The 20,678-nt window shown below is 62.5% G+C and carries 17 protein-coding genes and 1 tRNA gene; 12 read left to right on the top strand and 6 right to left on the bottom strand.

All coding sequences use genetic code 11. From position 1 onward, the window contains the following. Window positions 1-119 precede the first annotated feature (119 nt). On the top strand, window positions 120-1,733 hold the full coding sequence (locus tag O4H62_RS05090; protein ID WP_269386035.1) for a GMC family oxidoreductase: 1,614 nt from the start codon (window positions 120-122) through the stop codon (window positions 1,731-1,733). A gap of 74 nt (window positions 1,734-1,807) precedes the next feature. Here the strand turns inward: O4H62_RS05090 and O4H62_RS05085 are convergent, their stop codons facing one another. After that, window positions 1,808-3,607 (bottom strand): methyl-accepting chemotaxis protein, encoded by a 1,800-nt coding sequence (locus tag O4H62_RS05085; protein ID WP_269386034.1) that lies wholly within the window; start codon window positions 3,605-3,607, stop codon window positions 1,808-1,810. Window positions 3,608-3,948: 341 nt separating this feature from the next. Here O4H62_RS05085 and mog point away from each other — a divergent pair, with 341 nt between their 5' ends. Further along, window positions 3,949-4,476: a molybdopterin adenylyltransferase gene (gene mog / locus O4H62_RS05080; RefSeq protein WP_269386033.1), complete on the top strand. Its 528-nt coding sequence runs from the start codon at window positions 3,949-3,951 to the stop codon at window positions 4,474-4,476. A 41-nt stretch (window positions 4,477-4,517) separates the two neighbouring features. Here the strand turns inward: mog and O4H62_RS05075 are convergent, their stop codons facing one another. Continuing rightward, a complete protein-coding gene (locus O4H62_RS05075) occupies window positions 4,518-7,742 on the bottom strand; it encodes an efflux RND transporter permease subunit (RefSeq protein ID WP_269386032.1) in 3,225 nt (1,074 codons plus the stop codon). Beyond that, window positions 7,739-8,707 (bottom strand): efflux RND transporter periplasmic adaptor subunit, encoded by a 969-nt coding sequence (locus O4H62_RS05070; protein WP_269386031.1) that lies wholly within the window; start codon window positions 8,705-8,707, stop codon window positions 7,739-7,741. Before O4H62_RS05070 ends, O4H62_RS05075 begins: the two co-directional genes overlap by 4 nt. A 285-nt stretch (window positions 8,708-8,992) precedes the next feature. On the opposite strand from O4H62_RS05070, the gene O4H62_RS05065 reads away from it, so the two are divergent. The 3 genes from O4H62_RS05065 (at window position 8,993) to O4H62_RS05055 (ending at window position 10,691) form a co-directional block, all read left to right on the top strand. After that, complete coding sequence (locus O4H62_RS05065) at window positions 8,993-9,265, top strand: hypothetical protein (protein WP_269386030.1); 273 nt, start codon at window positions 8,993-8,995, stop codon at window positions 9,263-9,265. 103 nt (window positions 9,266-9,368) lie between these two features. Next, a tRNA-Pro gene (locus O4H62_RS05060) sits at window positions 9,369-9,445 on the top strand. 442 nt (window positions 9,446-9,887) lie between these two features. Further along, on the top strand, window positions 9,888-10,691 hold the full coding sequence (locus O4H62_RS05055; protein WP_269386029.1) for a hypothetical protein: 804 nt from the start codon (window positions 9,888-9,890) through the stop codon (window positions 10,689-10,691). A 154-nt stretch (window positions 10,692-10,845) separates the two neighbouring features. Here the strand turns inward: O4H62_RS05055 and O4H62_RS05050 are convergent, their stop codons facing one another. Beyond that, a complete protein-coding gene (locus O4H62_RS05050; RefSeq protein WP_269386028.1) occupies window positions 10,846-11,760 on the bottom strand; it encodes a LysR family transcriptional regulator in 915 nt (304 codons plus the stop codon). 104 nt (window positions 11,761-11,864) lie between these two features. Between O4H62_RS05050 and O4H62_RS05045 the strand changes: the two genes are divergently transcribed. Continuing rightward, on the top strand, window positions 11,865-12,059 hold the full coding sequence (locus O4H62_RS05045; protein ID WP_269386027.1) for a hypothetical protein: 195 nt from the start codon (window positions 11,865-11,867) through the stop codon (window positions 12,057-12,059). An 89-nt stretch (window positions 12,060-12,148) separates the two neighbouring features. After that, window positions 12,149-12,541, top strand: coding sequence for a tautomerase family protein (locus O4H62_RS05040; protein WP_269386026.1), 393 nt, complete (start codon window positions 12,149-12,151; stop codon window positions 12,539-12,541). Here the strand turns inward: O4H62_RS05040 and O4H62_RS05035 are convergent. Next, window positions 12,520-13,233, bottom strand: coding sequence for an ArsR/SmtB family transcription factor (locus O4H62_RS05035; protein ID WP_269386025.1), 714 nt, complete (start codon window positions 13,231-13,233; stop codon window positions 12,520-12,522). The genes O4H62_RS05040 and O4H62_RS05035 overlap by 22 nt on opposite strands. Before the next feature lie 70 nt (window positions 13,234-13,303). On the opposite strand from O4H62_RS05035, the gene O4H62_RS05030 reads away from it, so the two are divergent. From O4H62_RS05030 to O4H62_RS05020, 3 genes are all read left to right on the top strand, one after another. Next, the gene (locus O4H62_RS05030) at window positions 13,304-13,633 is read left to right on the top strand and encodes an NIPSNAP family protein (protein WP_269386024.1); all 330 of its coding nucleotides are present in this window, start codon (window positions 13,304-13,306) and stop codon (window positions 13,631-13,633) included. Next, window positions 13,630-13,983 carry an antibiotic biosynthesis monooxygenase family protein gene (locus O4H62_RS05025; RefSeq protein WP_269386023.1) on the top strand — a complete coding sequence of 118 codons (354 nt, stop codon included), beginning with the start codon at window positions 13,630-13,632 and terminating at the stop codon, window positions 13,981-13,983. The genes O4H62_RS05030 and O4H62_RS05025 overlap by 4 nt, the downstream gene beginning before the upstream one ends. A 137-nt stretch (window positions 13,984-14,120) precedes the next feature. Beyond that, window positions 14,121-15,284: an MFS transporter gene (locus O4H62_RS05020; protein WP_269386022.1), complete on the top strand. Its 1,164-nt coding sequence runs from the start codon at window positions 14,121-14,123 to the stop codon at window positions 15,282-15,284. Window positions 15,285-15,307: 23 nt separating this feature from the next. Here the strand turns inward: O4H62_RS05020 and O4H62_RS05015 are convergent, their stop codons facing one another. Next, complete coding sequence (locus O4H62_RS05015) at window positions 15,308-15,832, bottom strand: isopentenyl-diphosphate Delta-isomerase (RefSeq protein ID WP_269386021.1); 525 nt, start codon at window positions 15,830-15,832, stop codon at window positions 15,308-15,310. A 384-nt stretch (window positions 15,833-16,216) separates the two neighbouring features. On the opposite strand from O4H62_RS05015, the gene O4H62_RS05010 reads away from it, so the two are divergent. Together O4H62_RS05010 and O4H62_RS05005 are read left to right on the top strand one after the other, a co-directional pair. Beyond that, on the top strand, window positions 16,217-17,458 hold the full coding sequence (locus tag O4H62_RS05010) for an efflux RND transporter periplasmic adaptor subunit (RefSeq protein ID WP_269386020.1): 1,242 nt from the start codon (window positions 16,217-16,219) through the stop codon (window positions 17,456-17,458). Further along, window positions 17,455-20,643 (top strand): efflux RND transporter permease subunit, encoded by a 3,189-nt coding sequence (locus O4H62_RS05005; protein WP_430538374.1) that lies wholly within the window; start codon window positions 17,455-17,457, stop codon window positions 20,641-20,643. The genes O4H62_RS05010 and O4H62_RS05005 overlap by 4 nt, the downstream gene beginning before the upstream one ends. The last annotated feature ends 35 nt before the right edge of the window (window positions 20,644-20,678 follow it).

Here is a 20,678-nt window from a genome sequence, read left to right as displayed (position 1 = left end):
TCGGGTCTGTTCCAAAGACTGTCGCCCTTACGTTTGCGTCTCTCGCGTCAATTTCTGTTTGAAACCGTCTGCTTCTGATCTAGGCTCGCCTCCAGGGCGGTCTTTGGGAGGAGGCTTTCATGGAGTTCGACTACGTCATCGTTGGCGGCGGGTCCGCCGGTTCGGTGCTTGCCGCGCGTCTGAGCGAGGACCCGAAGGTCAGGGTTTGCCTGCTTGAAGCGGGAGGCGACGGCAAGGGCATTCTGGTGCGCGCGCCGCTCGGCATCGTCGCCATGCTTCCCGGACGGCCGAAAATCAACAACTGGGCATTCGAGACGGTTCCGCAACCGGGGCTTGGCGGGCGGCGCGGCTATCAGCCCCGTGGCCGGGCGCTGGGCGGCTCCAGCGCCATCAACGCCATGCTCTATGTTCGCGGCCATCCCTCCGATTACGACGGCTGGGCCAGCGCCGGGTGCGACGGCTGGAGCTGGTCGGATGTGTTGCCGCTGTTCCGCCGGTCCGAAAGCAACATCCGCGGCGACGATGAGCTGCATGGCGCTTCCGGGGCCTTGCAGGTTGGCGAACAGCAGAGCCCGCGGAAGATCAGCCGCGCCTTCGTCGACGCCGCGGCGGAAGTGCAGATCCGCCGCAATGACGATTTCAACGGACCGGAGCAGGAAGGCGCTGGCCTCTACCAGGTGACCCAGTTCTGGAAGGACGGCAGGCAGGGCGAGCGCTGCTCGGTCGCCGCCGCCTATCTTCACCCGGTGATGAACCGGCCCAACCTGGAAGTCGTCACCGGCGCGCATGCCACACGGGTGATCATCGACGGCCATCGCGCCAACGGCGTCGTCTATCGCAAGGGCCAGGCCGAGCTTGAGGTGCGCGCCCGGTCGGAAGTCATCCTCTGTGGCGGTGCTTTCAACTCGCCGCAGCTTCTGATGCTCTCGGGCATCGGACCGGGCGAACATCTGCGTTCGCGCGGCATCGACGTGCTCAGGGATCTCCCAGGCGTCGGCCAGAACCTGCAGGATCATCTCGACTACGTCTACACGGCCAAGACCCGCGACACCGATGTGCTGGGGCTCGGCGCTGTCGGCGCCTACAAGCTTGTCCGCCACATCCTCGACTGGCGACGCGATGGATCGGGCCTCGTGGCCTCACCCGGCGCCGAGGGCGGCGCTTTCCTCAAGTCCGATCCCGGGCTGGACCGCCCCGATCTGCAATTGCACTTCGTCCCAGCGCTGGTGGATGACCATTCCCGCAAGCTGCATTGGGGCTACGGCTATTCCTGCCATGTCTGCGTCCTCAGGCCGCATTCCCGCGGCGAGGTCGGGCTTGATGGCCCCGACCCGATGCGCGCACCCCGGATAGATCCGAAATATCTCTCCGACGAGCGTGACGCGGCGCTGCTGCTCAAGGGCGCGAAGCTGACCCGCACCATCATGGATGCGCCGTCCCTGCGCAAATACCGGCTCAAGGAAGTCTATACCCGCGAGGGCATGGATGACGAGGAGCTGATGACCCACATCCGCGCCCGCGCCGACACGATCTATCATCCCGTCGGCACCTGCAGGATGGGCAAGGATGGAATGGCGGTGACCGATCCCGAGCTCAGGGTTCACGGGATCGAGGGCCTGCGCGTCGTCGACGCCTCGGTGATGCCGACCCTGATCGGCGGCAACACCAATGCCCCCACCGTGATGATCGCCGAGAAGGCGGCCGACATGATCAGGGCCCAAGCACGCGGCTGACGGACGCAGAGACGGCCATTAACCGCTGCCGATCGGCCTCGCTCAGGTCCGCATCGCCTGCGGACAGGCTGGTTTCAGAATTCGGTCCAGTTTTCCGCCTGTTTTGCAGCTGCGGCGCCACCAAAACCGGCGCTCACCCTGGCCGCAAGTTGGTGCTGCGGCGAGGCGGCGGTGCGTGGAGCCTGCGTTGCCAACCGGCGGGCGGGCATGCTGGCCTGTCGCGGCGACACTGCACCGAGCTTGAACCGGCTTACAAGTTCAAACAGTGCTTCGGCTTCGTTGGCAAGGCCATGGCTTGATGCGGTTGTTTGCTCCACCATCGCGGCGTTCTGCTGGGTGCCCTGGTCGATCACCGTAACGGAGTCGCTGATCTCCTTGAGGCCCACCGACTGCTCCCTGACGCTGCCCGCGATGGCCTGAATGTTCAGGTCGATCCCCTTGATCTTCTCAATGATTTCACCCAGCGACTGACCGGCCTTGTCGACCAGCGAGACGCCGAACTTGACCTGCTCGCTCGACGATGTGATCAGCTGCTTGATGTCTTTTGCGGCACTTGCCGAGCGCTGCGCCAGTTCCCGGACCTCCTGCGCCACCACGGCGAAACCTTTTCCCGCCTCGCCTGCACGGGCAGCCTCGATGCCGGCATTGAGCGCCAGCAGGTTGGTCTGGAAGGCAATCTCGTCGATGACGCCGATAATCTTGGACATTTCCTGCGAAGATGCCTCGATCACACTCATCGCCGTTACGGCTTCGGTCACGATCTGACCGGAGCGTTCCACGTCGGTACGAGTCTCGGCGACAAGGGTGGCTGATTCGGCAGCGTTCCTGGTTGCCTCGCCGACATTGGTGGTGATCTCCTCGAGCGCGGCGGCCGTCTCCTCCACCGAGGCGGCCTGGCGTTCGGTCCGCTTCGCCATGTCGTCGGTGGCTGACCGGATTTCGGCCGACCCCGATGAAATGCTGCGCGCATTGGCTTCAACCTCGCCCATGGTTACGCGCAACTCTGCGAGCACGTCGTTGAAGTCCTTGCGGATCTTTTCCATCGTGGGCACGAACGGCGAATTGAGCGTGCGAGTGAGATCACCGCTCGCCAGTGCCCGCAACGAATCCGCGAGAAGCGCGATAGCGGTCATTCTGGCGGTCACGTCGGTGGCGAACTTGACCACCTTGACCACTTCACCCTTGTCATTCGTGATCGGATTGTAGGCGGCCTGGATCCAGATCTGCTCGCCGGTTTTGCTGATGCGCATGAATTCGTTGGACGAGAACTGGCCTTCGGCAAGGTTCCGCCAGAATGTCGTGTATTCGGGACTCGCCGTGTATGCAGGATCGCAGAATATCCGGTGATGCTTGCCGGTGATTTCGGAAAGCTCGTAGCCGAGTGCTGTGCAGAAATTTTCGTTCGCGGTGAGAACTGTGCCATCGGGGGTGAACTCGATGACAGCTTGGGAGCGTGAAATCGCCGACAGTTTGGCTGCATCCTCGATGGCCTTGTGCTTGCTCGCAGTTATATCGGTGGCAAATTTGACGACCTTGACCGGTTTGCCGCCCCGGAAAACAGGATTGTAGGAGGCTTCGATCCAGATTTCGCGTCCGTTTTTTCCAAGCCGTTTGTATTGACGGCGTTCGAACTTGCCAGATGCCAACTCGCGCCAGAATTCCTTGTACTCGGGGCTGGTGACTTCGGCCGGATCGACGAACATGCTGTGGTGCTTGCCGACGATTTCCTTGAGTTCGTATCCGAGTGCCTCGCAGAAATTCTCGTTCGCGGTCAGGATCTTGCCGGTAAGGTCAAATTGAATGATCGCCTGTGCTCGTGACAACGCTTCCATGATGCTGGTGCAGTCGTTGTTCAAACCAAAATATAGAGCCATTGTGATGTCCTTACGGCGCGAAGCGGAAAATCCCCTGGCAATTGAAGGGGCAATGAATTCCTGAAGGTGTGTCTTTGTTTACTTGAATATTCGGTGTTTGCTTCATTCTCGATGTAGAAGTATCGAAACTGGGCTTGTGATTAAGGTTTTCATTAATATTCTAATGAATGGATAAGGGAGTCATGCAAAATTTAGAATAGACTAAATCGCGTACTGGGTGCGGCTGTTGGTTGATTTGCAACCTGATGAGCCAGCGGGAGGGTTGGAATGTTGCCATTTCGCCCCAAGTAATGATTGTTGCGCAGATCACCGTTTTTATGATTCCTGCCGGGAGCTACCCCATGACCGTTCGCATTGCCGTACTCACCGTGTCCGACCGCGCCAGCCGCGGCGAGTATGAGGATCTGGGTGGCCCGGCGGTCAAGGCGTGGCTCGAACGGGTGATGTCGTCTCCCGCAGAGATCGTGGTGCATGTCATTCCCGACGGGCTTGAAAGTGTGTGCGACACGCTGATCCGCCTGTGCGACGAGGAACGCGTCGACATGGTGCTGACTACCGGCGGCACCGGTCCCAGCCCGCGTGACCTGACGCCCGAAGCCATGAAGCAGGTGATGGAGAAGGAACTGCCGGGCTTCGGCGAGCTGATGCGCAAGGTCAGCCTTGAACAGGTGCCTACGGCGATCCTGTCGCGCCAGACCGCGGGCACGCGCGGCAAGACGTTGATCGTCAATCTTCCGGGCAAGCCCGGCTCGATCGACACCTGCCTGACGGCGGTGTTTCCGGCCATTCCGTTCTGCCTCGATCTGATCGGGGCAGGGCGGATCGAGACCCGTGACGAGATCCTGAAAGCATTCCGCCCGTCGAAGTGACGGGCGGAAGCAGGTTCAGACAAGAGTGTTGGCCGTCCGGCTCAGGTCCTGAGCACCCGGTAGATCGCCGGGATCACCAGCACGGTCAGTGCCGTTGACGAGGCGAGCCCGAACAAGAGCGAGATCGCCAGCCCCTGGAAGATCGGGTCGGTCAGGATCACCGCCGCCCCGATCATCGCCGCGAGCGCGGTCAGGATGATCGGCTTGAAGCGGATCGCGCCGGCCTCGATCAACACCGGGGTCAGCGGCGTGCCCGGAACATGGGCATGCCGGATGAAGTCCACCAGCAGGATCGAGTTGCGCACGATGATGCCGGCAAGCGCGATGAAGCCGATCATCGAGGTGGCCGAGAACGGCGCGCCGAACAGCCAGTGGCCGATGAGGATGCCGATGAAGGTCAGCGGCACCGGCGTGAGAATGACCAGCGGCGCCTTGAACGAGCCGAACTGGGCGACCACCAGGATGTAGATCCCGAGCAGGGCGACGCCGAAGGCTGCACCCATGTCGCGGAAGGTCACCCAGGTGACTTCCCATTCGCCGTCCCACAGCACCGTCGATGCCTGCTCGTCGGCGGGCTGGCCGTGCAGCGCGATCACCGGCTTTTCAAGCCCGGTCCAGTCCATCGCGTCGAGCGCTTCCTGGACCGCGATCATGCCATAGAGCGGGGCTTCGTAGGCGCCGGCCATTTCGGCCATCACCATTTCGGCCGCCCGGCCATTGTGTCGGAACACCGGGAACGACGAGCGTTCTGCGGAGACGTCGACCACATCGCCCAGTTCGACGATCGACCGGTCGCCCGGCAGAACGTTGGCCGGGATCGGCGTGGTGAGAAACGCCTCGTCGACCATGCGTTCCGAGCGCGGGCGTTCGAGCCTTATGGCGATCGGCGTGCGGCCGCCGCCCCGATGCGAGTAGCCCACGGTCTGGCCGGTGTTGAGGATGCCGATCGTGTCGAACACGTCCTGTTCCTGGACCTTGAAGAACTCCAGGTCATCGGTCGAGATCTTCACCCGCACCCGTTCGGCCGGCTGTCCCCAGGAATTGTCGATGTCGACAATGAAGTTGGCGGAGCGGAAAGCCTCTTCCACCCGGGCCGCAACGGCACGGCGGGTTTCGGCGTCGGGTCCGTAGACCTCGGCCAGCAGCGTTGCCATCACCGGAGGGCCCGGCGGCGGTTCGACCACCTTCAGACTGGCACCCACGGGCAGCGGAATGGCGGCGATGCGCGAGCGGATGTCGAGCGCGATATCGTGGCTCGAGCGATCCCGTTCGGTCTTGGCGGTCAGGTTCAGCGCCACATCGCCCATCTGCGTTTCCGAGCGCAGGAAGGAGTGCCGCACCAGCCCGTTGAAGTTGAACGGAGCCGCAGTCCCTGCATGGGTCTGGACCGACTTGACTTCCTCGAGCTTGAGCACTTCCCGTGCCACCGCTTGCGCGACGGCATCGGTGGCTTCCACCGAGGTGCCTTCGGGCATGTCGATGACCACGGAGAGTTCAGACTTGTTGTCGAACGGCAACAGCTTCACCGTCACGTCCTTGGTGTAGAACAGCGACAGCGAGCCGAGCGTCATCGCACCGACGACCAGCAGGAAGATCCAGGAGCTGGTCTTGCTGGAAAGGATCGGCCGCGCCACGGCGCGATAGATCCGGCCCAGCACGCCGCCGCCCTCTGCGCCTTCGCCATGGCCATGGCCATGATGCATCGGCGCGCGGCCGGCGATCTTCAGCATAAGCCATGGCGTGACCATGACGGCGACGAAGAACGAGAACACCATCGCCGCCGAGGCGTTGGCCGGGATCGGGCTCATGTAGGGGCCCATCATGCCGGACACGAACAACATCGGCAGCAATGCTGCGACCACGGTCAGCGTCGCGACAATCGTCGGGTTTCCGACTTCGGCAACCGCTTCGATCGCCGCCTGCTTGCGCTCGCGGCCATCGCCCATGCCCCAGTGCCGGGCGATGTTCTCGATCACCACGATGGCGTCATCGACAAGGATCCCGATCGAGAAGATCAGCGCGAACAGCGACACGCGGTTGAGGGTGTAGCCCATCACCCGCGAGGCAAACAGCGTCAAGAGGATGGTCACCGGAATGACGATTGCCACCACCAGCGCCTCGCGCCAGCCGATCGCCAGCCACACCAGCACGATGATCGACACCGTGGCGAGACCCAGATGGTAGAGCAGCTCGTTGGCTTTCTCGTTGGCCGTCTCGCCGTAGTCGCGGGTGACTTCCACCGACATCGAATGCGGGATCAGCGAGCCTTCGAGCGCTTCGGTGCGTTCGAGGATCTGCTCGGCCACCAGCACCGCATTGGCGCCGGCTCGCTTGGCGATTGCCAATGTGACGGCGGGCTTGCGGTCAATGCCGTTTTCCGCCCCGTTCTCGGAACGCGTCACCGTCGCAACGATCCGGGCCGTGCTGTCAGTGGCGAACGAGATGTCGGCCAGATCACGCACATAGACCGGCCGCCCGTCACGCGTGGTGATCAGCAGGTTGCCGATCTCGGCCGGAGCGTAGAGCGTTTCCCCGACCATCAGTTCGGCAGACTTGCCGTTGACGGTGACTTCGCCCGCCGGGAAGGCCCGGTTGGCGCCACTGACCTTGCCGGCAAGCTGCTGCAGCGTCACGCCGTTGAGTGCCAGCCGCCTCGGATCGGGCGCAATGCGGATGATCTCGTCGGTGTCACCGACCAGGTAGGTCAGCCCGACATTGTCGATCTTCGAAAGCTCGGTCCTGAGTTCGCGGGCCACCCGCGTCAGGTCGTTGGCCGAAACTGCGTCGCCGGCTTCTTCGGACGGCGTCAGGGTCAGAGAGACGATGGCGACATCGTCGATGCCGCGCCCGACGATCATCGGTTCGGGAATGCCGACCGGGATCCGGTCGAGATTGGCGCGCACCTTGTCGTGCACCCGCAATATCGCCGAATCGGTCTGCGTGCCGACGATGAAGCGGGCCGTGACCAGCACCTTGTTGTCCGACGTCTGCGAGTAGACATGCTCGACCCCGTCGATGCTCTTGACGATGGTCTCGAGCGGCTCGGTGACCAGCTTGACCGCATCATCGGCCTTCAGGCCCGGTGCGCCGAGCATGATGTCGACCATCGGAACCGAGATCTGCGGCTCTTCTTCGCGCGGTAGCGTCAGCAGCGCCACGATGCCGAAGGCGAAGGCCGCGAGCAGGAACAAAGGGGTGAGGGGGGAGACGATGAAGCCACGCGTCAGCTGGCCCGCGATCCCCAATCCGGAATTCGTGGTTTTCATGGCCGCACCACCTTGTCGCCGGCCGCAACGCCGCTGATCACTTCAACCAGTCCGGAGTTTTCCCCGTCCTGGACTGCGCCGAGGATCACGGTACGTTCCACTGCCGCTCCATCATGGCCCTCGACAGTCATGAAGTCGACGCCGTGGCGGTTGACCACCGCGTCCATGGGCGCCAGCAGCGCGGTGCGGGTACCGATCGGCACTTCGACCAGAACGCGGGCGTTGACGAAGGCCGTGTCGAGCTTGTCGACCTCGACATCGGCGATCACCCGGCCATTGTCGATCTGCGGATAGACCTTGGCGAGCCGTCCGGCGGCTTCCGCGCCGCCGGTGGCAAGACGGATTTCCGCGCCGGCCTCGAGTTCGCCTGCAAACCGCTCCGGCACCGCAAGGCGGAGGAAAAAGCCGCCGGAGCCGATGGTCGCCACCGGTTCGCCCGGCATGATCACCGATCCGCGGCTGGCGGGCACGGTCAGCACCCGGCCATCGGCGGGCGCAACCACCGCGCCTTCGGTTTCCTGCTGGGTCAGCACCGCGCGTTGGGCTTGCGTTGCGGCGATCTGGTTGCGCGTCACCTCGACATCGGTCGACAGCTGCGCCAGCCGCTGCCGTGTGACCACGCCCTGGCTGACCAGCGTCTCGCCGCGCTTGAATTCCGCTTCCGCGGTTTCGAGCTGGGCGGCGAATGCCGCGAGCTGGGCATCGAGTGCCGCGATCTGGAAGGCGATCTTGTCGTCCTTGACCAGGCCGAGCTGCTGGCCGGCCTTCACCAGGTCGCCCTCGCTGATCGTCAGTTCCTGGATCACGCCGCCGATCCGCGCCCGTGCCGGCACTATGTCGCGCGATTCGACCCGGGCCTGGACGGCTTTCCATTCGGTGATCTGGGTGGGCGACAGCGTTATTGTCTCGGCCTGCGCAACGGTGGCGGAGACGGAGAGAAGAAGCGCAAAGCTGAGCATTTTCATGGTTTGCCTCGTTTCAAAGGGTCTGTGCGGGCACCGTACAACCATGGGCGGGCAATGACGGGCTGTCATTGCGCGAGATCAATCGGCCGGTGCCGTGTTGCGACCTATATAGTCGCTTATATATAAGATCGCAAATATAAAATAATTTGAGGTTGCTGCGCCGGATGTTGACCGCGCCGCGGGGATCGGGTCTCTTGTCCGGCGAACGCCTGCGTCAGGGCAGGCAGGCCCGGTGCAGCGTCATCCGCCGCACGCCACAACACCACGTCCAGGAAGGATGAAGCCATGAGATGGGCCCTGGTTGACTTCGGTCATCCCTTCTACCGGCCGCTGGTGCGGCGGATCATTATCTTCGGGCTTGTCGTGGTCTGGACCGGGATCGAGTTCTTTGCCGGCTCCACCGGATGGATGCTGCTTTTCCTGGCGCTTTCCGCCTATGTCGGCTGGGGTTTCTTCCTGTCCGGCCAGGCCGATGGTCCGCTTGAAGACGAGGCCGCAACCGCACGGACACCGCCGCCGGAAGGTGAAAACGAGCCGGATCCGGGCAAGCGCGGGTAGGGCAGGCGCCGCGCGCTTGAAATTCACCGGCTCTCACCGGGGATTTCCGCAAGAGGGGGCTTGTGGCGGCGATTATGCCGGTCTATAAGCCACCCGCTGGTCACGGAGTGTAGCGCAGCCTGGTAGCGCACGTCGTTCGGGACGACGGGGTCGGAGGTTCGAATCCTCTCACTCCGACCAGATTTTCAACAGCTTAGATTGCCATCCCTTTTTTGTCCGGGTTTCGTTCAGAAACCTTAATGGGCATTAGCTGCTTTCGACTGCAAAGCTAGGTCGTTATCTAGATTGATGCGGTTCGACATTCAGAAGCGACCGGTCGCAGACGAAGCGTGCGCCATGATGCTGTGCCATCGTAAGCTGCCGTTCGGAACAAAGAAGGTCGGGATTAGGGCGCGAAATGCTCTGGACATTCAGAATGTGGAAAGTGATAGTATCCGGGGCGTGACAACCGGGTTTTCGCTGGTCGCGAATTTGCACGCGGTGTAATTTGAGTGTATTAAAGCCCAACTTAAGAATCTGTGTGAGCAGTTAGTTTTTAATAAGTCGATACTTAATCAAACAACAGGAGGCTGTTCTGACAATCGCACCTGATGGCAGTCGAGCTTCTCATGTTAATACAAGCGTGACCGCGAAAGACAGCGTTACAAATGAAAATGGGATCTCAAACGCACAATTTTGTCGTAGTCTCTATAAACTGCGAGAGCTACATTCTTTCTTAAATCATGAAGCCATTGAGCTTCCGGATGGATTTTCGCTTGGTCAACTGAATCAAATCCAGTTCGACTCCAACGGGCGAAAGCCCACGACGGAAGAGTGGGACGCTGTTGAAAAAAAGTCTAAGTTGCTATTTTCTTTGCTGTCTGAGCCACTTAGACGCAGATTTTTAGGAACTCAGATTCCGAATTGGTTTGCGAAGATTGCCATTGTTTTAGTGTTGCTGGCCGCTGGAGCTTTGATGTGGTCGGTTATTGCTCAAGATATCGGGTTTCTAGGACTAAGTGGTATTGGATCTAGTACTTTGCCTCTTTACATCGTGTGGCTTATGTCGCTCGGTGCCTTGGGTTCATTGGCATTCATCGGGTTTGGCGTAATAAGTGTATCCGATGAAGTTACATTCGATTTGAGTAATACGAAGATTATACAAATTCGAATTGTGCTTGGATCACTTTTTGCCTTGATATTGACACTACCCTTTGGATTTTATGAGTATCTTAGTTTTGTTCGCGGAATTTATCGCGGTGGCCCGTTGAGCGATTTAGAAGAAAAAGCTGACGCGTTGGGGGTTGTTAAGCAATCAATTCTTTTGCTTTTGCCTTTTGTGATTGGTTACAGTACATCATTAACAATTACAATTATGAATCGATTGATGGATGCTATTAGGGCGTTTTTTGGTATAGTCGAAAAGAAGGCAGGCGAGAATAATTGAATTTGCATGAACTGAAATATTATTTTGTTCAGGGTGATGGGATCTGAGGTGTGAATGCTCTCACTCCGTCCAAATTTGCCGGAAATTTGAGATGCATTGAACCAACTTCGCTCGCACCGTTTTCGGATACGTAGCAATACTGTGTGGGGAATCGCTAGCTCTGCTGCCCCGTCGGCTCCGGCGCATGCTCGAGCAGGAAATCGATGAAGGCCCGCACCCGCGGCATGTGCTGGCGTCCCGGCGGCATCAGCGCGGTGATCGGCACCGGTTCCGAGACATGGCAATCGACCAAGAGCGGCTTCAGCCGGCCGTCGGCGATGGCGTCCTCGATGACGAAGCTCGCAAGCCGGACGATGCCGAGCCCCGCCAACGCCATTTCCGCCAGGATATCGGCATTGTCGCACAACACCGCCGGCTTGACCGAAACCGGCGTCACCTTGCCGTCGACCTTCAGCGGCCATTCCGACAGCCGCGCAAAACCGGTGATCAGCAGGCAGGTGTGATCGGCAAGATCGGAGGCCTTTTTTGGCTCGCCATGCCTGGTGAGGTAGGCGGGGCTCGCGGCGATCACGCGCCTGGCCTGGCCGAGCTGCCGGGCGATCAGGCTGGAATCGGCGAGCGCACCGGTGCGGATCGCCACGTCCAGCTGTTCGCCGATTACGTCGACGCGCCGGTCGGCCACCGAAATGTTGAGGTCGATCTCGGGATAGAGTTCCCTGAATTTCGGCAGCACCGGCGCCAGCCTGTGCTTGGCATAGGCCGTGCCCATGCTGACCCGGATCGATCCCTTCGGCTTGCCGCGCGCGGCCATCACTTCGGCCTCGGTCGCCTCGATGGCGGCGAGAATCTCGCGGCCGCGCGCGAGCAGCATTTCCCCCTCCGCCGTCATCATCAGCCGCCGCGTCGTGCGCTGCAGAAGCTTGACGCCCAGCCGGTCCTCGAGCCGCGTCACCGCCTTGGAGACGCCCGACGGCGTCAATCCGGATTCCTCGGCGGCGGCGGCGAACCCGCCACGCTCGACCACGCGAACGAAGATGCCGATCTCGTCGGAGGCTGCTGTTCTATTCATGACTGGTAGTCCGGAGTGTTGCCGTTGAATGGAGGATTATCATTATTAAGAAAAACAATACAACTCTCTCCGATACCCCAAACGCCCGCTTGAAGGAGACAGCCATGTACACCCCCGACCGTCACACCCCGCACTCGGCCATCAGCCCGCTCGATCCGCTGCCGGACTATCACCTCTACAGGGAGCGCGCCCACCGCGAGCGCACCCGGGCGATCAACAGGGCGCTGTCCATGGCCTGGAACCGGCTTGCGGGCCGGACATCGCGCCAGAAGAGCGACGCCGCCTTCTGGACGGCCTGAGACCCGGGCCGAACCTCAAGCGGCACCAGCCGGGCGAGGGAGCCCGCATCTGCCCTGCCTTTCACGCTATTTTCGAGGAGGAAGCGACAATGCCCCTGGTCAAGTTCAATGTGCCGCAATCACTGCCCGATGACCGGGTTGCGGGCCTGCGCCGCGCCGTGCACGAGGCGCTGGTAGCGACCGCCAATGTGCCCGAAGACGACCTGTTCCACGTCGTCCACCGGCTTGATGTGAAATCCCTGGTCGCCGATCCGGCGTTCCCGTCAGTGCAGCGAAGCGCGGACGCGGCGATCGTCGAAATCACCTTCCGCATGGGGCGGACCGACACCCAGAAACAGGCGCTTTACCGCGAGATCATCCGGCTGGCGCAGGCGAAAGCCGGCTTCAGGCCGGAAGATGTCATGGTGGTGCTGACCGAAAACACCTCACTCGACTGGAGCTTTGGCGCAGGCAAGGCGCACTACGCGCCGGAACCGGTGTGAGAACCTGGTTCCTGCCCGCAAAAGGTGACGAGCAGGTCGGTCTCGCCTCGGGCGGTGAAATGCACCACGCGTGACGCCGGTTCGCGGCGGGCCCAGCCGAGGTCTTCGAAGCGGGACAGCAGGCTCTGGCCGAGCGAACCCGCCAGGTGCGTGCGCCGCGCGCTCCAGTCCAGACACGACCGGCACAGGGGGCGCCGCTGGGTTTCAAGGGCGTCGATGTCGATGCCGAACTCGATCATCCGCTCGCGGCCGGTTGGTGTCAGCACCGGCTCGCCGTCGGTTTCAGAAAGCAGCGCCGAGGCCAGCAGTCCGTCGTACAGCCTGACCCCGAGCTCTCCGGCGAGGTGATTGTAGCAGACCCGCGCCTTCCTGAGCGCCGGATCCTTCGGGCCGGTGCGGGTACGCGTCAGCCCACGCCGTGCGGCAAGTCCCATCATCGTCTCGAGCAGCGCGCCGACATCGTCATCGGCAAGCGCGAAATAGCGATGCCGGCCCTGCTTGCGCTGGATCAGCAGGTCGGCGGTTTCGAGTTTCTTGAGGTGGGAACTGGCGGTCTGAATGGTCACGCCGGCCTCCGCCGCCAGTTCGCTCGCCGTCAGCGCGCCACCGGCCATCAGCGCGGTCAGCATGTTGGCGCGTGCCGGATCACCGATCAGCGCGCCGAGCTGGGCTATGTCCGGACCTTCCTTCATGCTTCGATGCTAGTCGAAGCATGAAAACCCGTCAATGTGGCATGAAACCCTCCGCACAAAGGAGGCACCCATGATCACCTGTTTCATCCGCTATCACATCGATCCGGCAAAGAAGCCGCAATTCGAGCAATACGCCCGCAACTGGGGGCAGGCGATCCCGCGCTGCGGCGCCGATCTGATCGGCTATTTCAGTCCGCATGAAGGTTCGTCGACCTTGGCCTATGGCGTCTATTCGATCGAGCACCTGGCCGCCTATGAAGCCTACCGGCAGCGCCTGTCCGAAGATCCGCTGGGCCGCGAGAATTACGAGTTCGCCCAGCGCGAAAAATTCCTGCTGCGCGAGGACCGCACCTTTCTCAGGCTTGCCTCCGGGCCGCATGCCGCGCGGGTGCTGCCATGATCGCGGTCATCTTCGAAGTCGAGCCAGCCGAAGGCCGCCGCGCGGAATATCTGGAGATCGCCGCCGCGATGCGCGCCATGCTGGAGCAGGTCGACGGTTTCATTTCCGTCGAAAGGTTCGAAAGCCTCACCACCCCGGGCAAGTTGCTGTCGCTGTCATTCTTCCGCGACGAGGACGCTGTCAGGCGCTGGCGCACGCTCGGGGCGCATCGCAATGCCCAGTCACGGGGCCGGGGCGGGGTCTTCGCCGGCTACCGGTTGCGGGTCGCCCATGTGCTGCGCGACTACGGCCTGCACGACCGCGCCGAGGCGCCCGACGACAGCCGTCAGGCGCACTCTGAAAATGACTGAGGGAGAGCGAAACTAGGCCATGGCGCGGCTCGCCGCGATCGACTAAAGCTGAATCGGCTTTTCGTGGATTTTCCCGTTGTCGTCCCGGTTTCCGCACGGATTGCTCCCCGTTTGCTCGCGCTCAAGGCCTGCTCCCGATGTCAAAGCCGAAAACTGCGGCGACCCGTTATTATTTGCTGACCTTCCTGCCGGCCGCCGTCACGGTGACCTATCTGCCGATTTGGCTCAACGAGCAGGGCGTCACGGACGCGCAGATCGGCCTCATCAATACGCTGCCCATGGCGGGCATCCTGCTGTTCAGCGTCTTCGTCGGCCGTCTGGCGGACCGGGCGTCGGACTGGAAGCAGGCGATCATGATCGGCACCGGGCTTGCCGCGATCACCTCGCTTCTGCTCGGCTTTGCCGAGGGCTTCCTGATGATCCTTGCGGTGTGGACGATGACCAACCTCGCTGCGGGGCTGATCGGCCCGGTGGCCGATGCCGCCACCATGCGGCTGTCGCTGCGGCTCGGCTTTTCATTCGGGGTGACCCGGGCCTGGGGCACGGTCGGGTTCCTGTCTATGTGCTTCGCCACCGGCTACCTGATCCTGTGGCTTGGTGCGGACTCGTTTGTCTGGCTGTTCGCTGCAACCTGCTTTGCCCGGTTCTTCGCGGCGATAGGATTGCCGCGGCTGCGCGATGTCGACCAGCCGCGCAGCAAGCCGGAAGGAACCTTCCTGTCGCGCGAGGTCATCGCCGCGTTTGAGCCCTGGGTGCTGCTGCCGGTGATCGCCGGTGCCGTGCTGTTTGCCAACCACATGGTCATGAACGCGTTCTCGTCGCTGGTCTGGAAACAGCAGGGCCTTGACGAATCCACCATCGGGTTTCTGATTGCGCTCGGCGCGGCCGCAGAGGCCGCCACCATGTTCGCCTGGAAGCGCATCAACATCCGTTTTCCCGCCCGCGTCCTCATCCTGATCGCCGGCGCCGTCTCGGTGCTCCGGTGGATCGGCATGACCCTGTCGCCGCCGCTCTGGGTGATCATCCTGATGCAGCTCGGCCAGGCGGTGACCTTCACCTTCTCCTATCTCGGGTGCCTCTATTTCATCGCCAAACGCACCAGCGAGGACATCTCGGCCGAGGCGCAAAGCCTGTTCGGGGTGATGATGCAGGGATTCTCGATTCTGGTAGTCTCGAGCTTCGGCATTGCCTTCGGCGCGGTCGGCGTCAACGCCTTCTGGATCTGCGTCGCGCTTTCGGCGCTCGCCATGGCGATGGTGCAGCTCTCGCTGAGAATGCGCGGCCCGGATTCGTCTGACTGATTGTCCGCAGGACCGGGCTGGCTTCAGAAGGCCAGTTCCGGATCGCGTTCCACATAAATCCGGAACCAGGGCGTGAACCTCTCGGGGTGCTGCATGATCTCGGCGTGAAGCTCGCCGCGCGTTATCCAGCGGGTGTCCTCGACCTCAAGCGGGTCGGGCAGGATCTTGAGTGTTGTCCGGTCGGCCCTGCCGGTAAACATCGTCACCTTTTCGTTCTCATAGAGCCCGTTTCCGACATCGGCCGAATATTCAACCATCTGCCGGCGCGACAACGGCACGGAAAATCCGAGCTCTTCGACCAGCCGCCGTTCTGCGCACTTCTCGACGCTTTCATTCCAGTGCGGGTGCGAACAGCAGCTGTTCGCCCACAGCCCGCCGCAATGATATTTCGACACGGCCCGTTTCTGGATGAGCAGGTGATCGCCGTCAAAGACGAAGACCGAAACGGCGAGATGCGGAAGCCCGTCCGTGTGGGCCTTGAGTTTCTCGACCGGATACAGGGACCCGTCGGCCGCGATCGCCGGGATGATTGTCGGGTCTGTGCTCATGGTCCTGTTCCACCTTTCACGCAAGTAGGCCTGCGTTCGACCTTGCCCTTACCGCTACCGGCGCCAGGCGGCAAGACGGGCATTCTCTCCGATCATCCGGGTCGGCCGCAGCCACTGGTCGATATTGCCGTCGGGATAATGCAGGCTTTGCGCCTTTGAACCAGCAGTTGCCTGGCGATGACAGATTGCTGGGTCCCCGAAAATGCACACTTCAGAATTTTCAAAACCTGTCTAAATGGTAAGGTGTAATCCGCGAACTGCGCGCTATGTTCCCGAGAAGCAAGGAACAATCTGGCGCGGAACGTTTCGGCATGCGGGACCCGGTCGGATCACCACAGGCGCGGTGGCTGCGGGATCCGCGTCAATTTATTGAAAGAGACGAATTTGAAACTCTGGAAACAATTGCTTTTGTCGCTGGTCCTGATTGCTGTCGCATTCGTGACGTGGTCGTGGGCCTATCCCGGTGCGCATGACGTTCTGGTCCGCAAGGGGCTCGAGCGGATTTCGCTGTTTCCGCCCGCGGCGGATGCTGCGAAGAACGGTGCCTCCGGTGCGCAGCAGGCTGGCGGTCAGGGCGGCCGCCGCGGCGCGCGCGAGGCAATAGTGCTTGTCGCACCGGTTGGCGAAGGCCTTGTCAACGACAAGCTGACCGCCATCGGCACCGGCCAGGCGGTCCGCTCGGTATCGGTGCGCACGCTGGTTTCTGGCCAGATTGCCGAGATTCCGGTCCGCCCGGGGAGCAAGGTGGAACGCGGTGACGTGCTGATCCGCCTCGATGCCGCCGAGGAGGAGCTCGCGGTCGAGCGCGCAAAGCTCACCGTCAACGATGCCAAGGCCAAGGTCGATCGTCTACAGAGCCTGGTCGCCAGCAGCGCCGTCTCCAGCGTCGAGGCCGATCAGGCGCGCAATGCGCTTTCCACGGCCGAAGTGGCGCTCAAGGAAGCAGAACTCGATCTCGCCCGCCGCACCGTCACCGCCCCGATCGGCGGGTCGCTCGGGATCCTCGCCGTCAATGCCGGCGACTACGTCACCAGCCAGAGCGAGATCGCCAGCATAGATGACCGCAGCCAGATCCTGATCGAATTCTTTGTGCCCGAGCGTTTTGCCTCCGGCATGGACGTCGGCAAAGAGGTCGTTGCAAGCGCCAGTTCCCGACCCGGCGAGCGCTTCAGCGGCGAAATTTCAGCGGTCGACAACCGCGTTGACGAGGCGAGCCGCACCTTGCGGGTGCGTGCCCAGATAGCCAATCCCGATGACACCTTGCGCGCAGGCATGTCGTTCGAGGTCACCATCGGCTTTGCGGGCGAGCGCTGGCCGTCCGTCGATCCGCTGGCGATCCAGTGGGATTCCGCCGGCGCCTATGTCTGGAAGGTGGCCGACGGCAAGGGCCAGCGCGTCGATGTCGCCATCATTCAGCGCAATTCCGATTCCGTTCTCGTCAAGGCGGAGCTTGAAGCCGGCGACGAGGTGGTGACGGAAGGCGTGCAAAGCGTTCGGCCGGGCGCCGCAGTCACCGTCATCGGCGGCAGCCGCAAGCCCGAGAGCAGCGGCGAGCCCGCGGGCGCAGGCCAGGAACCGACGGCACAGCGGTCGGAAACCGGGAAAACCGGCGGAAGCGGCGCATGAGCGATCACAGCGAAGACTTTGTCGAGCCGGGCCAGCCGGCAGGTGAAGCCGAGACCGGCGGCGGCACCGCCCTCATGGTGCGCCGCCCGGTGCTTGCGACGGTGATCAGCCTTCTCATCGTGGTGGCCGGTCTGGCCGGCCTCTACGGCGCGGAAATCCGCGAACTGCCCGATGTCGACCGCCCGGTTATCACCGTCACCACCAGTTTCACCGGGGCGTCGCCTGAAACCGTCGACCGCGAACTCACGGCGATCGTCGAGGGGGCCGTGGCGCGGGTGGCCGGTGTCGCCTCGATGTCGTCGACCTCTACGCTGGGCCGCAGCCGCGTCACCATCGAGTTCTCCGACAGCACCGATCTCAATGTCGCCGCTTCCGATGTTCGCGATGCGCTGGGGCGTGTCACCAACAACATGCCCGACAATGCCGACGATCCCAGGATCATCAAGGCCGATGCCAATTCCGATCCGGTGATGCGCCTGGCTGTGACCTCTGACCGCTACAGCGTTCAGGACATGACCATCCTGGTCGAGGACCTGGTGGTCGACCGCCTGGCTGCCGTCCCGGGCGTAGCCGACGTCAACGTCTATGGCGACCGCGAGAAGATCTTCCGCGTCGATGTCGACCAGTCGCGTCTTGCGGCCTTCGGCCTGACGCTGGCCGATCTGCGCAGCGCCCTGAGGAATGTCGCGCTCGACGTGCCCGCCGGATCGCTGACCGCGCAGACATCCGACATCGTGGTTCGCGCCACCGCCGATGTCACCACGCCGGAAGGCTTCGAGGATCTCTACATCAACGACAGGGTCAGGTTCCGCGACGTCGCCAACGTGACGCTCGGCGCAGATCCCGGCGATTCGGTCCTGCGCGCCAATGGCCGCACCGGCATCGGCATGGGCATTATCCGCCAGTCCGCGTCCAACACGCTCGAGATCTCGCAAGGCGTGCGTGCAGCCACCGAGGCCATTCAGGCGATCCTGCCGGAGGGCGTCGATATCCGCGTGACCAGCGACGACGCCACTTTTATCAGCGGTGCCATCGACGAAGTTCGCTCGACGCTGATCCTTGCCGTCATCATCGTCATTGCCATCATCTTCCTGTTCCTGCGCGACTGGCGGGCGACCATCATTCCAGCGGTGACGCTGCCGGTGTCGCTGATCGGCGCTTTCGCGGCAATATGGCTGGCTGGTTTCTCCGTCAACATCCTGACGCTTCTGGCGCTGGTGCTCGCCACCGGCATGGTCGTCGACGACGCCATTGTCGTGCTCGAAAACATCGTCCGCCGGCGCAACGAGGGCATGGGCGTTCGCGCCGCCGCCGTCATCGGCACCCGCGAAGTGTTCTTTGCCGTCATCACCACGACTGCGACGCTTGCGGCCGTGTTCATCCCGATCTCGTTCCTGCCGGGGCAGGCCGGCGGCCTGTTCACCGAGTTCGGCTTCGTGCTGGCCTTCACGGTGATGATCTCCAGCGTGGTCGCCCTGACCCTGTGCCCGATGCTGGCGTCCAGGCTGATCAAGCGTCGCGACATGTCCAGGGCAAACGCCAGTCAGAGCGGCTTCGTGGCTTTCGGCAGCTACCTGTCCCAGGTCTATGCGAGATGGCTGCACCGGGCGCTCGATGCGCCATTGGTGGTCATCGTCATTGCGATGCTGGCTGCCGGCGCCGCCTTCGCTCTGCTGCCGACCATTCCGCAGGAGCTGACACCGCCCGAGGACCGGGCGGTGGCGATTATCCGGATTTCCGCGCCGCAGGGCGTCAGCCTCGATTACACCCGCGCCCGGATGACCGAGATCGAGCGCCTCGTGATGCCGCTGCGCGACAGCGGCGAGGTGCAGAACATCTTCGCCATCGCCGGCACCGGTGGTTCTTCAAACAATGGGTTCATGGTGTTAAGTCTCGCGCCTTGGGGCGAGCGAGAGCGATCGCAGGCCGATATTGTCGCCGAACTCAACCGTGCCGTGGCGACGGTTCCGGGTCTGCGCGCCTTCGCCATCCAGCCCAACAGTCTCGGCATTAGGGGCGCCGGCAACGGCCTGCAGTTTGCCTTCGTCGGCAACAGCTACGATGAACTGGCCGATGTCGCCCGTCAGATGGTCGACAGGCTGGAACAGGATCCGCGGTTCCGCCAGATCCAGCTCTCCTACGAGACCACCCAGCCGCAGATCTCGGTGCAGATCGACCGCGCGCGCGCCTCCGATCTCGGCGTCAATATCGACGGGCTTGCCGAGGCGCTGCAGGCCCTGCTCGACGGCAGGGAAGTGGCGCAGGTGTTCATCCAGGACCGGTCATTCCCGGTCAAGCTGATGTCGACCAACAACCCGATCAACGATCCGACCGATCTGGAATCGATCTATCTCAAGGCAGGCGACGGCCGCATCGTGCCGATGTCGACCATTGCGACGCTGACCGAAAAGGCCGTCGCACCCGATCTCCGCCGCGAAAGCCAGATGCGTTCGGTTTCGATCACCGCCGGCCTGACGCCAGCCTTCGCGCTCGGTGACGCCTGGGCTTCGGCCGTCGAACTTGCCGAGCCTCTGATGCCGGGCGGGGTGCGCATCGTCCCGCTCGCCGAAGCGGCGACGCTGGACCAGTCCTCAAACGACATGCTGGTGACCTTCGGCATTGCCATCATCGTGGTGCTGCTGGTGCTTTCCGCGCAATTCGAGAGTTTCGTCAGCGCGTTCATCATCATCTCGACAGTGCCGCTCGGCCTCGCCTGTGCTGTCTTTGCCATGGTCATGACCGGAGGGTCGCTCAATGTCTACAGCCAGATCGGGCTCGTGCTGCTGGTCGGCGTCATGGCCAAGAACGGCATCCTGATCGTCGAGTTCGCCAATCAGTTGCGCAACAAGGGCATGGATATCCGCTCGGCGATCGAGGAAGCCTCCAACATCCGGCTCAGGCCCGTGATGATGACCATGATCTCGACAGTGCTCGGGTCGGTGCCGCTGCTCCTGGCCTTCGGGGCCGGCGCCGAAGCGCGTGTTGCGCTCGGCTGGGTGATTGTCGGCGGTCTCGGCCTGGCGATGATCGCCACCCTGTTCCTGACCCCGGTCGCTTATCTGCTGCTGGCCCGTTTCGCCACGCCTTCCGCCGAGGAGGAACGGCGGCTCGACGCGGAACTGCGCGAGGCCAGCGAACTGGACGCCCAGAGGCGCGGCCAGGCCGAACTGTCGCCGGGCGAGTAGCGCGCTTCCTTCGCTGTGCCTGTGGCGCGCAAAGC

Source organism: Parahoeflea alexandrii, from assembly GCF_027214025.1.
GTDB lineage: Bacteria > Pseudomonadota > Alphaproteobacteria > Rhizobiales > Rhizobiaceae > Hoeflea > Hoeflea alexandrii_A.
This window is presented reverse-complemented; position numbering and strand designations above follow the sequence as displayed.